At 70.7% G+C, this 14,303-nt stretch carries 13 protein-coding genes and 1 pseudogene; 8 read left to right on the top strand and 6 right to left on the bottom strand.

Going from position 1 to position 14,303, the window contains the following annotated elements:
• A pseudogene (locus ACF061_RS38535) lies at window positions 1-638 on the top strand (hydrolase); the annotation flags it as partial.
• Window positions 639-732: 94 nt separating this feature from the next.
• A complete protein-coding gene (locus tag ACF061_RS38530) occupies window positions 733-1,215 on the top strand; it encodes a PQQ-binding-like beta-propeller repeat protein (RefSeq protein WP_392271678.1) in 483 nt (160 codons plus the stop codon).
• On the opposite strand, the gene ACF061_RS38525 is transcribed toward ACF061_RS38530, so the two are convergent.
• Window positions 1,107-1,781, bottom strand: coding sequence for a TetR family transcriptional regulator (locus ACF061_RS38525; RefSeq protein ID WP_392271677.1), 675 nt, complete (start codon window positions 1,779-1,781; stop codon window positions 1,107-1,109). The two genes, ACF061_RS38530 and ACF061_RS38525, sit on opposite strands and share 109 nt — an antisense overlap.
• Window positions 1,782-2,166: 385 nt before the next feature.
• Between ACF061_RS38525 and ACF061_RS38520 the strand changes: the two genes are divergently transcribed.
• The 4 genes from ACF061_RS38520 (at window position 2,167) to ACF061_RS38505 (ending at window position 6,951) form a co-directional block, all read left to right on the top strand.
• Complete coding sequence (locus ACF061_RS38520) at window positions 2,167-3,135, top strand: oxidoreductase (protein WP_392271676.1); 969 nt, start codon at window positions 2,167-2,169, stop codon at window positions 3,133-3,135.
• 406 nt (window positions 3,136-3,541) lie between these two features.
• Complete coding sequence (locus ACF061_RS38515) at window positions 3,542-4,012, top strand: cation:proton antiporter regulatory subunit (RefSeq protein WP_392271675.1); 471 nt, start codon at window positions 3,542-3,544, stop codon at window positions 4,010-4,012.
• Window positions 4,013-4,016: 4 nt separating this feature from the next.
• Window positions 4,017-5,258: a cation:proton antiporter gene (locus ACF061_RS38510; RefSeq protein WP_392271674.1), complete on the top strand. Its 1,242-nt coding sequence runs from the start codon at window positions 4,017-4,019 to the stop codon at window positions 5,256-5,258.
• Between the two features lie 670 nt (window positions 5,259-5,928).
• The gene (locus ACF061_RS38505; RefSeq protein WP_392271673.1) at window positions 5,929-6,951 is read left to right on the top strand and encodes a winged helix-turn-helix domain-containing protein; all 1,023 of its coding nucleotides are present in this window, start codon (window positions 5,929-5,931) and stop codon (window positions 6,949-6,951) included.
• 233 nt (window positions 6,952-7,184) lie between these two features.
• Here ACF061_RS38505 and ACF061_RS38500 read toward each other — a convergent pair whose 3' ends face one another.
• A complete protein-coding gene (locus ACF061_RS38500) occupies window positions 7,185-8,327 on the bottom strand; it encodes an FAD-dependent oxidoreductase (protein WP_392271672.1) in 1,143 nt (380 codons plus the stop codon).
• 215 nt (window positions 8,328-8,542) lie between these two features.
• Window positions 8,543-9,238, bottom strand: a complete 696-nt coding sequence (locus ACF061_RS38495; protein ID WP_392271671.1) for a TetR/AcrR family transcriptional regulator — start codon at window positions 9,236-9,238, stop codon at window positions 8,543-8,545.
• A 591-nt stretch (window positions 9,239-9,829) separates the two neighbouring features.
• On the opposite strand from ACF061_RS38495, the gene ACF061_RS38490 reads away from it, so the two are divergent.
• Complete coding sequence (locus ACF061_RS38490) at window positions 9,830-10,138, top strand: hypothetical protein (protein WP_392271670.1); 309 nt, start codon at window positions 9,830-9,832, stop codon at window positions 10,136-10,138.
• Between the two features lie 638 nt (window positions 10,139-10,776).
• On the opposite strand, the gene ACF061_RS38485 is transcribed toward ACF061_RS38490, so the two are convergent.
• Window positions 10,777-11,934: an FAD-dependent monooxygenase gene (locus ACF061_RS38485; RefSeq protein ID WP_392271669.1), complete on the bottom strand. Its 1,158-nt coding sequence runs from the start codon at window positions 11,932-11,934 to the stop codon at window positions 10,777-10,779.
• Between the two features lie 73 nt (window positions 11,935-12,007).
• On the opposite strand from ACF061_RS38485, the gene ACF061_RS38480 reads away from it, so the two are divergent.
• A complete protein-coding gene (locus ACF061_RS38480) occupies window positions 12,008-12,565 on the top strand; it encodes a TetR/AcrR family transcriptional regulator (RefSeq protein WP_392271668.1) in 558 nt (185 codons plus the stop codon).
• Window positions 12,566-12,677: 112 nt separating this feature from the next.
• On the opposite strand, the gene ACF061_RS38475 is transcribed toward ACF061_RS38480, so the two are convergent.
• Together ACF061_RS38475 and ACF061_RS38470 are read right to left on the bottom strand one after the other, a co-directional pair.
• On the bottom strand, window positions 12,678-13,184 hold the full coding sequence (locus tag ACF061_RS38475) for a carboxymuconolactone decarboxylase family protein (protein ID WP_392271667.1): 507 nt from the start codon (window positions 13,182-13,184) through the stop codon (window positions 12,678-12,680).
• 455 nt (window positions 13,185-13,639) lie between these two features.
• Window positions 13,640-14,281, bottom strand: a complete 642-nt coding sequence (locus tag ACF061_RS38470; RefSeq protein ID WP_392271666.1) for a TetR/AcrR family transcriptional regulator — start codon at window positions 14,279-14,281, stop codon at window positions 13,640-13,642.
• Window positions 14,282-14,303: the final 22 nt, after the last annotated feature.

Below are 14,303 nucleotides of genomic sequence, written 5' to 3'. Positions count from 1 at the left end.
CCGACGTCCCGGCACCCCCGGCCGCGACCGAGCCACAGCAGGCCGGCGGAGACGGGGACGGAGCCGGAGGCGGAAACGGAGACGGAGACGGAGCCTCGGCGGGGGGTGGTGGTTCCGAGGAGAAGGAAACCAAGGCTCCGGAGAAGACCGCGGCGACCGCCGTCCAGCAAATGGCCGCGAAGGAACCGGGCAAGCGGCACATCTGCTACCGGATCTATGTGGCGGACCAGGGCTGGTCCGACGTCGCGTGCGACGGCGAAACAGCGGGTGAGGAAGGCTCGGGGAAGCCGACCACGGCCGTCAACATCGCCGTGTTCGGAACCAAGGGCACATCCAGCGGCGCTTTCCTCCCCAACCCCGCGTCGACCGATGGCACGGGCAAATACTTCGATCCGTGGTCGAGCGTCGACGACGGCGTCGACAACTACGTCGGCAGCACCAAGAAGGACGCCCCGCACATGCTGGGGTTCTCCATCAACGTCGACGATGGCGCCGGAGCCGTCTGCCAGAACTCCTACGTCCACAACGGCACCTGGATCGGCCTGGTGTGCGACACTCCCGGGGAGGGACTCACCTTCACCTACGTCGGCGCCTTCGACAACGACTTGTGGATCGAAGCGATCAGGCTCACGGTGTGATCCGAACCGCCCACCGGCGGCTGCCGGCCGCTCGAGCGGGGTCGGAGACTGACGCGGCTCGTGGAACGCGCTCTTCGTCTACGGCGCGGCGGGAGTGGATCGGGTCGACGCCGCGACAGGCGAACGGGTGTGGCGGGCCGAGGTGGAGGCACCCCAGGACCTGGCCATGTCAGACGGCACGTTGTATGTAAGCCATTTCGACGGTGTGTCTCTCCTGGACCCTGCCGACGGAACCCTGCACAAGACCTTCGCGCAGAGCAACTTCCTGGTCTTCGACATCGCCGTCTCGGGCCACACCCTGTGCATCGACGCCATGGCCGACGACAGAGTCCACGGACTCGACGCGCCCACCGGGCGGGAACGCTGGAGTGCCGACCTGGGCCAAACACTTCGTAGGAGGTGGCGGTCTTGTCGTACCTGGTCGCGCCGGCCACCGCGGACCGGCCCACGGCTACTGCCTGGACGGGCTCAGACGGAGGCGCGGACGATGGTGCCCACGGTGAGCGTGGCCAGCATGTCCTGCAGGGCAGTCACGAAGTCCAGCTTGAACGCGGTGAGTGAGGGGTCGGCTTCGTAGGCGGCGAGCACCGCCGGGGAGGGCCGTGCGTGTGTCCACACGGCGCCAACGGCCATGATCATGGCTGCGGTCAACCGCGGTGCGCTGTTGCCCAGCTCAGGAAGATGCTGGTGGGCCAACGCCGCGATGTCGGCGACGTTGGCCACGGCCGCGCGCTTATAGCGGGCGGCCACGTGCGGGGAAACGTTGTGTTCCAGTACGCCCGCCTGCGCGCTCAGCAGGTCGCACAGGACCCGGCGTTGGGCGAGGGAGCCCGCGATGACGGCGGCGAACTGCTCTGCACGCCGGCTCACCGTTGCGTCCTGGTCGATGCCGGCGTGCGCAAGGGCAGGCAGGTCGGCCACCCACTGCCGCCAGGCACGGTCGAGCAGCTCCAGCAGAATCGCCTCACGCGATTCGAAATAGCGCAGCACATTGGACTTCGCCAGACCCACGCGGCGGCTCAGCTCGTTCAGGCTGACCTCGCCGATGGGCATCTCCTCGAGCATGGCGGCGGCGGTGTCGAGGATGGCCTGGCGCCGCATCTCACGCTGCTCCTCACTGCGCGCGCGCTGGAAGTTCGTCATGCCCCCAGGTTACAGACTGCCGGTCTTTTGACATCAGACCGGTGGTCTTCTACGTTTGGGCCCCAGTCGAACAGACCGCCGGTCTGAAAAGAGGGCAGGTCTTGGGCTGCGCATCAGGACCGACGCCCTTCATCGACGAAGTCGTCAACGGGGGTGTCTCGACGTTGTCGACCAGTTCTGGACGGACGACATGATCTGGCGCGGCGGCAGCCGGAGTGCACACCGCGGCACCGACGCCTACAGGAAGTCCACGGCGGCCCAGTGCCGCCGGGACCTTCAGCGGCATGCGCCTGGACATCATCCAGGTCGTCGCCGAAGCCGCCTTCGCCGCGGACATCCTCGACACGCTCTTCCAACTCGCTATCACCACCCTGCCGAGCGTCGCATGACCGAGCACAAAACCAACGAATCCAAGGAGCGTGACGAAGTGAACCACTGGACTCCCGACGACATCCCCGATCAGACCGGCCGCACGGCGCTGATCACCGGCGGGAACAGCGGGATCGGACTCGAGACCGCCCACGCGCTCGCCCGGCACGGGGCCCGTGTCATCCTGGCCGGCCGCAGCCGGACCAAGCTGAACCAGGCCGCGGAGGCTGTGCGCGCCGCGACCCCCGAGGCCCGGACGGACACCCTCGTGCTCGACCTCTGCGACCTCTCCTCCGTCCGCGACGCGGCCACCCGCATCGCCGAGACCGAGACGGTCGACCTGCTCTTCAACAACGCCGGCGTGATGAACCTGCCCGAGCGGCAGAACACCCGCGACGGCCTCGAGATGACGGTCGGCACCAATCACCTCGGCCACTTCGCCTTCGACGCCCAGGTCTGGCCCGCCGTGCGCCGCTCGTCCGCACCGCGCGTGGTCACCGTCAGCGCCATCGCGGCGCGGTGGCCGATGGGCAGGCTGGACGACCTGATGAGCGAAAAGAGTTACCGCGCCATGGGCGCCTACGCCAAGTCCAAGCGCGCCAACATCGTCTACACCCTCGAACTCGCGCGCCGCACTGCGCGCAGCCCCGTCGAGGCGCTCGTCGTCCACCCGGGGTCGGCGATGACCGGTCTGCAGCAGCACGGCAACGGCGCTCTGAGCCGCCTGATCACCCCGATCGCCGCACGCCTGCTCATGGGCTCGGCCGAGGGTGCCGCCTGGCCCTCCCTGTACGCGGCGACCAGCCCATACGTCCGGTCGGGCCGGTTCATCGGCCCCGCGGGACGGGACCAGACCTCCGGCACCCCCAAGCCCGCCAAGCTCCCCACAGGCGCCGACGACCCCGCGGAGGGCAGGCGGCTGTGGGCGGCGAGCGAGCAGCTCACAGGTGTTCCCTTCGACCTCGAAGCCGGGGCCGCCATCTAGGGTCCTGCCCGTGGCTGCGCGCGCCCAATGCCCGGGTGGATCACAGATCGCCTGGCGTCCTCGGTCCGCCGACGTGTCAGGAGGCGCGGCGGAAGACCGCGGCGGGCCCGACGGCGCCGGGGCCGAACTTGTCGGCACCGTGTCCGTGACCCTCGCGGCGGTGGCCCTGATCGGATCGCTCACAGCGGGGGCGGCCGCGGAGGAGACGGGCGGGCGACGGCTGGAGGACGTGGCGCCACAGCACGTCGGTCAGCGCCGGAGGGTGCGGCGCCGGCCGGTCGCCAGCACCGCCCGTTCCACCGGCGTGACGGCCACCCCCATGGTTCTGGTTAAGGTGTCCCCAACAGTGTTCCAAGGAAGAGTAAAAACACAACCAGGCAGGGAGACAGCCGTGGGGGCTGCGCGCATGAGCAGTACACCGTTGCCGGGCATCGGGGTCCGCTACGACCTGAGCACTCGGGAGCACCGCCGTCTGTCGGTGGTGGCCCACCGGGACGGTTCACGGACGCTCAGCGCGTACCAGGAGGACGATCCGGACGCCTGCGCGCTGTCGGTACGGCTGGCTCCGGCGGAGGCGGAGAACCTCATCGGCGCCCTGATGCCGACGCACCACAGGCCGAGTCTGTTGTCGACGACCGACCTCGGTCTGGTGGCCGAGCGGATCGAGCTGTCGGCCACCTCGCACTGGAACGGCCGGGTGCTGGGCGACACCCGGATGCGCACCGAGACCGGTGCGTCGATCGTGGCCGTGCTTCGTCTGGCCGAGGCGATCCCCTCCCCCGGGCCGGACTTCCGGCTCGCCGGCGGCGACACCCTCATCGTCATCGGCACGCACGAAGGCGTGCAGGCCGCCGCCGACATACTCGGAAGGGAGTGATCCGGTGCACTCCACCGCGGTCTTCCTGATCGAGTTCGGCGCGATCCTCCTCGGCCTCGGACTGCTCGGCCGGTTCGCCGGACGGTTGCGCTTCTCCCCCATCCCGCTGTACCTGCTGGCCGGACTGGCCTTCGGGGAGGGCGGGTTGCTGCCGCTGGGAGCCAGTGAGGAGTTCGTGGCGATCGGCGCCGAGATCGGCGTCGTCCTGCTGCTGCTGATGCTCGGCCTCGAGTACACGGCCAGCGACCTGGTCTCCAACCTCAAGACCCAGTACCCGGCGGGACTCGTCGACGCGACGCTCAACGCGCTGCCCGGAGCCGTCATGGCGCTCCTGCTCGGCTGGGGCCCGGTCGCGGCCGTCGTGCTCGCCGGAGTCACCTGGATCAGCTCCTCCGGTGTGATCGCCAAAGTGCTCGGCGACCTGGGGCGGCTGGGCAACCGCGAGACACCGGTCGTGCTGAGCATCCTGGTTCTGGAAGACCTGTCCATGGCGGTCTATCTGCCCATCGTCACCGCCTTGCTGGCCGGGTCCGGTCTCGCGGCCGGAAGCACCACCCTGGCCGTCGCCCTCGGGGTCGCGGGGCTGGTGCTGCTGGTCGCGGTGCGTTTCGGACGCCACATCTCCCGCTTCGTCTCCAGCGACGATCCGGAGAAACTGCTGCTGGTGGTACTGGGCCTGACGCTGCTGGTCGCCGGTCTGGCCCAGCAGCTCCAGGTCTCCGCCGCCGTGGGCGCGTTCCTGGTCGGCATCGCGCTGTCCGGCGAGGCGGCCGAGGGCGCGCACCACCTGCTCTCACCCCTGCGGGACCTGTTCGCCGCGGTGTTCTTCGTCTTCTTCGGCCTGCACACCGACCCGAGCGACATTCCTCCCGTCCTGCTGCCGGCGCTCGCCTTGGCCGCCGTCACCACACTCACGAAGGTCGCCACCGGCTACTGGGCCGCTCGGCGGGCCGGAATCTCGGCCAGGGGCCGCTGGCGGGCCGGCGGAACGCTGGTCGCCCGCGGCGAGTTCTCCATCGTCATCGCCGGACTCGCCGTCACCGCCGGGATCGAGCCTTCACTCGGACCACTGGCCACGGCATACGTCCTGATCCTGGTCGTCGTCGGCCCGCTCACCGCCCGCTGGACCGAGCCCCTGGCGCTGCGGCTGGTCGGCCGGCGCGGCGGCCGGGCCGGCACGGACCGGGGGCCGGCGGCGCCGGACGCGGTGAACGACCATGTCGCGGAGACGGCGCGCCGCTCCTGATCCCCCGGGGTCACGACGGCTCCGGACGGGACGCGCCGTGGAACGCGCCGGTTCCCCCCTTTCGCTGCTTGGGCCAGCGCCCGCACGTCCCACCTGCCGCTCCGGACCGCCCCTTTCGCTGCTCACGATCAGCGGGACGTCGCCCGTGGAGCCCGGTGGGCGTGACGGCCCGCTCGGGAGTGGTGTGTCTCTTTGTGGGTGGGTGCCGTTGGGATGGTGTGACACCTGAGGAGATGGCCGGGGTCCGGGAGGATCTGGAAGCGTTCGCGGCGGAGTTGTTCGACGGACGAGCGAGATCGATCTGACCGGGACTTCCCGTGCCCCGACTACTCACGACCGATTCTCAGGGGCGGAGGAACGGCTGGTTCAGGTGGGCGGTGGCCAGGAGGTGGCCGTGAGCGCGGTCCCCGGGTGCGGGTTACCCGCTCCTGCCCGGTGGCCCCCCGACATCCGGCGGTGACGTCATGACCCGTGACGAGCAGGGCACGCTCCTGGCCCGCCCGCGCCGCGAGAATGCAGCCGACCCGGATTCGTCCGCCGTCTCCGTGGCCTCGGTGACCCCCCGCTGCTCGCCCTGAACTAGCCCGAGCGCGACAGGTCACCAACTCCTGCCGCGGTGATTCCCGGAGGACGGCCCTCTAGACTGTGGCGTACGGGACGGGGTGAAAGCGTGGTCTACCGCATTCATTTCACGGTTGAGGACCTGGCACGGACTCGGGTGGGGCAGCCCCCGCCGCTGATGGAACTGGGCGCCGCGGCGCGCATCCTGCAAGACCGCGGCCACCCCGTTCGCTTCGGCGCCTGGAGGCAGGCCGCCCGTGCCGCACTGGCTCCCGAAGCGCGCATGGTCCTCGACCTCATCCCGCCCGGCGGTTGGGCGCCCACCTTTCTGACCTCCACCTGTGTCCGCAGCCCGGAAGAATCGCTGGAGCAGGTGCGCACCACGACCCGGTCCCAGATCCGCGAGGACCTGGCCCACGTAGCGGAATGGCAGCCACTACCGGCGTGGGCCCACCACCTGGCCGACGATCCCGACTTGCTGCGGCAGCTCTACGAGAGCCTGGACCATGTCTGTGCTGTGCTGCTGGCACCCAACTGGTCACACATCACCGGCGCAGCGGCGGCCGACCGGGCGGTACGGATGCGACAGGCGCTCACCGGTGGAATGGAAGCGTTGCTTTCCTCGCTGAACCCGCGGCGTATCCGCTGGAGCCCGCCCGTCCTGGAGGTTGCGATGCTCTCCGGTTTCGACGGTGATCTGCGCCTCGGCGGTCGCGGTTTGCTGCTTGTGCCCTCGGTCTTCGGAGCCGGGGCGCCCGCCATCGACATCGACGCCGAGCCACAGCCCGTGTTGAGGTACCCCGTCGGCCGCGACCACCCCTCAGACCCGACCCCCTGGTTCCCCTTACCCGCACACCCAGCCGTGCCACCAGGAGGCCGATCACCGCTGGCCGCGCTCCTGGGCCGAACCCGCGCTGCCGTCCTCCACACCATCGCCGAGCACCCGGGCTGCTCGACCAGGGAACTCGCGCTCTTCACGGGTCTCGCGCCCGCGAGCGCCAGTGAACACGCGACCACTTTGCGCGCAGCCGGGCTGATCCACACCGTTCGACAACGTAACGCGGTGCTCCACAGCCCCACCGCCCTCGGCATCTCCCTCCTCAACTCCCCACCCGGACTGCCTCCGTTGTGAAGTCAACTCCACTTCCGTGGAGTGCGGGCGTTCGCGGCCGACGGTGAAGCGGTCGGAGACGGCTGGCCGGGCCGGATACGGCTGCTGCGCCTCCCGCTGGCGCCGGCGAATCCTGAGCTGGACGAGCGCGAGGCGCTCCGGGCCCGGTTCTTCCGGGACCTGCGTCCGTATCTGGTCTGCACGCCGACCGGGACGCCGATGCCGTGGAGGCCGGGCGGCGGTCGGTATCGGGTTCACCGACCGGTCGGGCCGGTAGTGAAGAACCCGATCATCCGCTCCAGGCCGTCCTTGCCGAACATGGTGTCCAGGCTGGCGGCGGACTCGGCGGCGGAGGCTTCACTACGGGTGAAGAGCGCCTCCTCGTAGGCGGTCAGAGCGGCCTCGGTGTCTCCCAGGCGGGCAGCGAGGGCGAGGGCGAGTTCGGCGCCGTCGTACATGGCGAGGTTGGCGCCCTCCCCCGCGAAGGGGGACATCAGGTGGGCGGCGTCGCCGAGCAGGGTGACGCCGGGCACGCGGCCCCAGCGGTGGCCGACGGGCAGGGCGTGGATGCGGCGCGGTGTGATGGTCTCCGCGTCGGCGACCAGGCCGCGCAGGCCCTCGTCCCAGCCCTCGAAGTGGGCGAGGACGGCCGCCTTGGCGGCGGCGTGGTCGCTGAAGTCGACCGTGTCGAGCCAGCCCTCGTCGGCCTTGAGCGCGGTGTAGACGTGCAGGCTGCCGTCGGTCTCGCGGTGGGCGAGGAAGCCGCGCTCGTGCCCCAGGGCCATGAAGAATCCGCCGCCGATGATCGCGGCGCTGCCCGGGTGGCGGGTGTCGGCCTCGTACAGGTCGGTCTCCACGAACGAGATGCCGGTGTACTCGGGCCTGGCGTCCGAGAGCAGCGGCCGGACGCGCGACCAGGCGCCGTCGGCGCCGATGAGGAGGTCGGTGGTGATGGCGGAGTCGTCGGCGAACGTCACTTCGTGGCGGCCGTCGCCCAGCTGACGGGCACCGGTGACCTTGCGGCCCCACCGGACAGTGCCCTCGGGCAGGGAGTTCAGCAGCAGGTCGCGCAGGTCGCCGCGGTCGACCTCGGGGCGGTCGCCGTCGCCGTCGTCCTCGCTGGAGACGTGGACGGCGCCGTCGGGGCCGAGCAGGCGCATCGCCTGGCCGCCCTCGTGAACGATCTCGAGGAAGCCGTCGTGCAGGCCGGCGGCGCGCAGGGCCATCTGCCCGTTCTCCTCGTGGATATCGAGCATGCCGCCCTGCGTACGGGCCTCCGGACCGGCCTCCAGGTCGAAGATCGCCGACTCGATTCCGTTGACGTGCAGGACACGGGCGGCGGTCAGACCGCCGAGGCCGCCGCCGACGATCGCGACGGGGAAGTGAGTGGTGCTCATCGTGGACCTCTTCACGGAAGGGGACGCGGGTACGCGCCGGTGAGGCGGCTGCCACCGCCGGTGCCGACGCCGGGTGGGACGGCCCCGCGCAGTGGTGTCGCAGCGGTCCCTCCGGCCGGTTTCAGCGTAACGAACATGTTCGTAGCGAACAAGTTCGTCTAAGGGTAGGCGTCACCGCCACCTCTCCCGGTCGGCGCGCGCCGGCCCGGAAGGGCTCAGTCCGCCCGGTGAGGCATCGGAGTGCTCGTGATGCCGTTGACGATGACGTCGAAACTCCAGCGCATCCGGTCCCGGACCGCGCCGCCGATCAGATCCGGCATGTGCGCGGTGATCGCCGGGTGCGTGGCCTCGTCGACGGCGTGCAGCGCCCGCACGGTGGCGTTCCAGGCGTCCTCGGAAGTGGGGTCGTGCTCGTGCGTCGACTGCTCCGCGGCTGTGGCCGTGGCGTCCTGGAGCAGCTTGTCCACCCCCCAGGCGACCTGGGCACGGGGAGCGCCGCTGCGCGCGAGCAGGTCGAGGATCCGTTCCACCAGCCGCAGGTAGTTCTCGCCGCTCGGCCTGGCCACGAGCGCGGATCGCGCGAGCTGCGGGTGCTCGAACAGCACCAGGGTGTACGACGTCATGACGGCGCGGAGCTGCTCCCGCCAGTCGTCACCGCCGCCCCGGCCGCTCAGGTCGACCTCGCCCAGCAGCGCGTCCAGGACGGCCGCGTGCAGCTCGGCGGTGTTGGCGACATAGACGTACAGGGAGGCCGGGCCGGTGTCCAGCTCCTGCGCCAGACGGCGCATCGTGACCTTCTCCAGCCCCTCGGCCCGCATGATCCGCACGGCCGTATCCACGATCCAGCGCCGGGACAGGGCAGGCTTCGCCGGACGCTCCCGCCGGCTGACCGGCTCTCTTCTCCCGCTCATACATCGATCGTAACGAACGCGTTCGTCTTGTGGTGGGCCGGTGCGAAGGACGGGCGTACCGCGCGCGGTTCCCCGCCGGCCGCCACCCGACCGCTTCCATCAGCGCCCCTCGTGCGTCAGCCGCCGCAGTCGCGCCGCCTCGATGTCGAGGGCACGCCGCACCCCAGGTCGGACAGTTCGGTGCGGCGGAACCGACACACCCGTGCCTCGATCACGCCCCGGCGCTGCCCCACCTCATTGTCGTCGAGTCGGCGTACGCAGTGGCTGTGCACTCGGGTCGAGGCCGCTCGTCATGCGGGGCGGGCAGCGTCGTTGCCGGTCGCGGCGGCTTGGACGGTCAGGTGGTCGCCGCGGGCCGTGACGGTGCCGAGTGCGACGTTGTCGATGCGGTGGGGCCACAGGTCACGCAGCGCTCAGTCCCTGGCTTGCGGCGTTGACGCCGGTGCGTGTGGGACAGGACCCGTGCGGGGCACTCGCCGTGTGCGGGGCGCCCGATCCGACGGAGCGGCCCGACCGGAGGGGGCGCACCACGCGGGTGGAGGACGGAGCCAAGGTGACCGAGAACAGGCCGCTCACGGGGCGGTCCAGCCGATGAAACGCGGCAAGCAGTACGCCGTCGCCGCGTCCGGGCAGTGGACCGACGAGGAGGACGGCCGACGCAGGCTGCCCGCCGGCGAGGTCCACGCCTGGGAGCCGGGCCGGAACGAGACCGTTTGCGGGCTGTCCCTCAGCCGCTCGCAACTGACGCGCTTCCCGCACGTCAGCTGGCCCGACACCTTCCCGGAATCCGGCGGCGCCGCCGACCGGGTGCAGCGGGTGTGCCGACGCTGCGCATCCGTGGCCGGACGCCGCGGCAGTGGCGCCCGCCCCCGCTGGCATCGCGTCCGTCCCCGCCCGTGAAGCGCCGCGTCAGCGGCTACGCCATACGAGCGCAGGCCGCCATGATTGCTCCCGGCCGCAACTCCTGGCCTCGGAGCGGACCCTCGCTGGGACTCCCGAGCAGGTCGGCGAATGGCCCAGGGGTCCGGCCGGCACCGGCCCGGCCGACGGTGGTGGTGCTGCACGGAAAGTCGCAAGGGGCCGGCCCACCTCGATCAGCCGGACCCCGCTCTCGACGGGGCGAGTCGAGGATGTGCGGGCGCCTGTTCTCGGAGGGCAGGCGGGCGGCGATCTCCTTGGTCAGCCGGCCCGCTTCCTCCGACAGCGGACCGCCCTCCTCCGTCATCGTCGCCAACAGTCACAGCGCCGCGTGCAGAAGTGGTTAGACACCGGCCTTGGCCCGAGCCCCGCAGCCGGCGTCAGGCCGTGCCCCTCGATCGGCGGGGGTTGCTCAGCCGGGAACGCACAGCCGCCCGGGGTTGCGGTGGCAGTGTGCGTGATCTGGTGGCCGCAGGACAGCCACTCGCTCCCAGAGGGTGCCAGGAACAAGGTCAGCACGCATTCGGACACCCAGCCCGCTGTGATCGTCGACGGCAGGATCCGCAGCCCCAGTTCGTCCCGGGGGTGTCTGACGGCGAGTCGGCGGGGCGCGGACCGGATCAGTTCAGCTGTGGTGGGATCCAAGCGTGGTGCCGGAGGAGCATGCGCACCGCGGCGCGGGATGGAGTCAACCGCATCGCCTGGTTCCGCAGGGCGACGGCCAGTGGGTGGGAGAGCTGCTGGCCCATCCTTCCGGCCTGCCGGGCGGCCCGCGCGACCGCCTGGCTGCGCGGTCGGCGTTCGGCGTCGTAGCGGGTGAGCGCGGTCTCCACGGTGGGCTCTTCGGCGAGCGCGGCAGCCAGGGTGACCGCGTCCTCCAGTGCCTGGCAGGCGCCCTGTCCGAGGTTGGGGGTCATCGCGTGTGCCGCGTCGCCGAGCAGCGCGATCCGGCCGACCGTGTACGTGGGGAGCGGGGTGCGGAGTTCGTTGACGTCGTGGTGCAGGACGGCATCGGGCCGGGTCGCGTCGAGCAGAGCGGGGATCGGGTCGTGCCAGGTGTGGAACCGGCGCGTCAGTTCGGCCAGTGGGGCGACGAACCGCGTTCCGGCGGGGAGGTTGAGGACGGCGTGCCACTCGGCTCGCCCGTCGCGGAAGGCGATGTGGCCGAACTCGGCCCCGTATCCCCAGGTCAGCTCGAAGTCGGTGCGCAGGTCGACCGCGTGCTCGGTGATGGCGCGCAGCACCGTCGAGCCGCTGTAGACCGGGCCGGGGTGGGTGGGGAAGAGTTGCCCGCGCACCTTGCTGCCGATGCCGTCGGCCGCCACCACCAGGTCGGCGTCCAGGACCGTGTCGCCGTAGCCGACGCGCACCCTCCCGGGGCCGATCTGCTCGACCGAGCCCGCCTCGAAGCCGATCAGCAGTGCCTCCGCGGGCAGGGAGGTGCGGAGCAGTCTGTGCAAGGTGGCGCGGGGGACGCCCATGATCGGCGTGCCCACTGCCTTCTCGAGCGCCGTGCCGTCCATCCGGGTCAGCCAACCGCCCCGTGGCGTGAGGGTGCCACCGCTGTACTGGCCTCGCGAGGCGCCCCGCACAGCCTCGCCGACGCCGAGTTGTTCCAATGCCCGCAGGCCGTTGGCGGCCAGTGAGATGCCGGCCCCCGCGTCCTCGAGCACGGACGCGCGCTCGAGGACCGTGACTTCCCATCCGATACGGCGCAGGCCGATCGCGGCGGCCAGCCCTCCGATACCCCCACCGACCACCACTGCCGTGTTGCCCATGTCGAGGCCCCCTTCTTCTACATCTGTAGAAGGACAACCCTATCGGAGGTTTCTACGGGTGTAGAAAGGAGCCATGGTTTCGGATCGGCGCACTCTCCTCGCGGACGCGGCTCTCGAAGTACTGGCCGACGAAGGGATCCGCGGGCTGACCCACCGCGCGGTCGACCGCAGAGCGGCCATGCCGCTCGGCACCACGTCCGCCTACTTCCGCACCCGAGCCGCGCTGCTCACCGGACTCGTCACCCGCCTGGTCCAACTCGACCAGGCGGAACTGCAGACGATGGCCGAAGAGCTTTCGCCCCTGCGCACCGTCAAGGAACTGGTGGACGGCATGGCACTGCTCACCCGGAAGCGACTGAGCGGCGAGGGCCGCCGCCGCTCGCTCGCCCGCTGTGCCTGCGCGGTCGAGAGCGTGCGCGATCCTGAACTGCGCGAGATCTTCGTGCCCCGCGAGAACGCCGGCCGCGAGGCCGTCCGGCTGTTCCTCGCCGCGCACGGCGTGACGAACGTCGAGAATCGCACTCACACCCTGCTGACCTGCATCGACGGACTGGTCTTCGACCGGCTGGTGAGCGGCGGCGACGTACCGCGCGAGGCCCTCGAAGGCCTGGTCGCCGCAGCCCTGCGTTAAGGCGCTTCAGTGGAGCCGACTTCCGGAGTGGGGCCCATGAAGCCTGGCACCGGCAGCCGGCCCGTTCGGATCCCACCTGGGGAGCCGCCCATCGAGTCCTACCCGTGTGGCCTCACTTCCACGGGTCGGTGAACGACCGGCCGGGCACCGGCTTGGCGATGAGCGCCACGGGGATGAAGAAGTTGACCTGGCCGATGGCGAACATCAGCGTGGCGAGCGCCTTGGCCTCATAGTGCTCGGCTGCCTGCGCATACAGTTCGTTGGGGACCCTCTCGCCGTCTGCGGACGGCTGAAGCACCGCCTCCACAAGTGCCAGCGCCGCACGCTCGGCACCGGTGAAGTACGGCGAGTCCGGCCAGGACGCCACCGAGGTGATCCGCTCCTCCGACTCCCCGGCCTTGCGCAGGAAGCCCGTGTGCAGAACGGTCAGGTAAGTGCTGCCGACGATCTGACCGGCGCGCAACTGAACCAGGCTGATCGTGGAGCGCGGTACCGAACCGTTGCCGGTGACCCTGAACAGCGCTGCCGACACCTCCGCCAGTTCGGGAACGAGTTCCGCGGGGTCCTCGGACATCCGCGGCACCATCGGGACCTCCGCCGTGATCGAACGTGCTTCCATCAACGTCTCCTCGAGGAGTTTCTCATTGCCGTCACCGCTCTGACGGATCGGGACGGAGAGATGTGACAGATGGGGGGCAGTCGATTCTGGGCAGGCAGTCGGAGACCTGACGAGCCGGGGACACAGGCGAGGTAGACCTCTCACGTCGCCAGGCGGCGAAAGCGGCCGACAGCAGCCCGCCGAGCACGACCGGAGACCGAACACGCGGTGCAGACAGCGGGCCCGGGGGCTGAGCGGGCACCGAGGCCCGTGGGCGGGGCAGAGTTCCGCGGGAGTCGACCGGGCTCCGCCAAGGTCGGCCCGGCCGACGGGGTTCGGGCCCCAGGACGCCGGACGGGTGCGAGGCCGGGAGCAGCAGACGAACGGAGTGCGCGGCGCCGGCCCGTCGGCGCCCTGCCCCGGGCGAGATCTCCTCGGTGCGAGATCACCCTGTGCGCCTGCCGCTGTATCGGGTCCTACGGGGTGCCCGTATGTCGCTCCGGCTCCTGGTGGGTGTCGGGCCGTAGGAAACGGTGGAGGATCAGGCGCAGGGTGGGGAGCTGGGCGGCCGGGGCGAAGGACGGGTCGGTGGCGGCGCTGGTGTAGAGAGCGGCGATGAGCGCCATGATCCAGGCTGTGGTGTCGTCCGGGTCCAGGGCGGGGTCGATCAGGCCTGCTGCGGCCGCGTTGTGCAGCAGGGTGGTGATGGTGGACCGTTCCTCGTCGTTGTCTCGACTCAGCAGTGCTTCGAGTTCAGGGTCGCGGTAAGCCTGGATCATCGCCTCCATGACGAGTGCGGGGACCAGCGGCTCCGTGGCGGGGGCGGCGAGAAGGTCGACGGTGTCGAGGAGGGCGCTCCACGGGTCGTCGGCGGTGCGGGCAGCGGCGAGACGCTCGGCCTTGGTGATGCCGTCGTGCTCCTCGTCCTCGAAGACGGCGTAGAAGATCGCGCGCTTGTTGGGGAAGTAGTGGAACAGGTTGCCCGCGCTCATTCCGGCGGCCTTGCAGATCTCTGCGGTGGTGGTGCGCTCGAAGCCCTTGACCGCGAAGAGCTCGGCCGCGGCGTTGACGATGTGCCGGCGCCGTGCTCGGTGCCGGGCCGGATCGACTCTTCTCACCACGGTCCCCTTCTGGTCGAGT

Source organism: Streptomyces sp. NPDC015220, from assembly GCF_043079345.1.
Lineage (GTDB): Bacteria > Actinomycetota > Actinomycetes > Streptomycetales > Streptomycetaceae > Streptomyces.
This window is presented reverse-complemented; position numbering and strand designations above follow the sequence as displayed.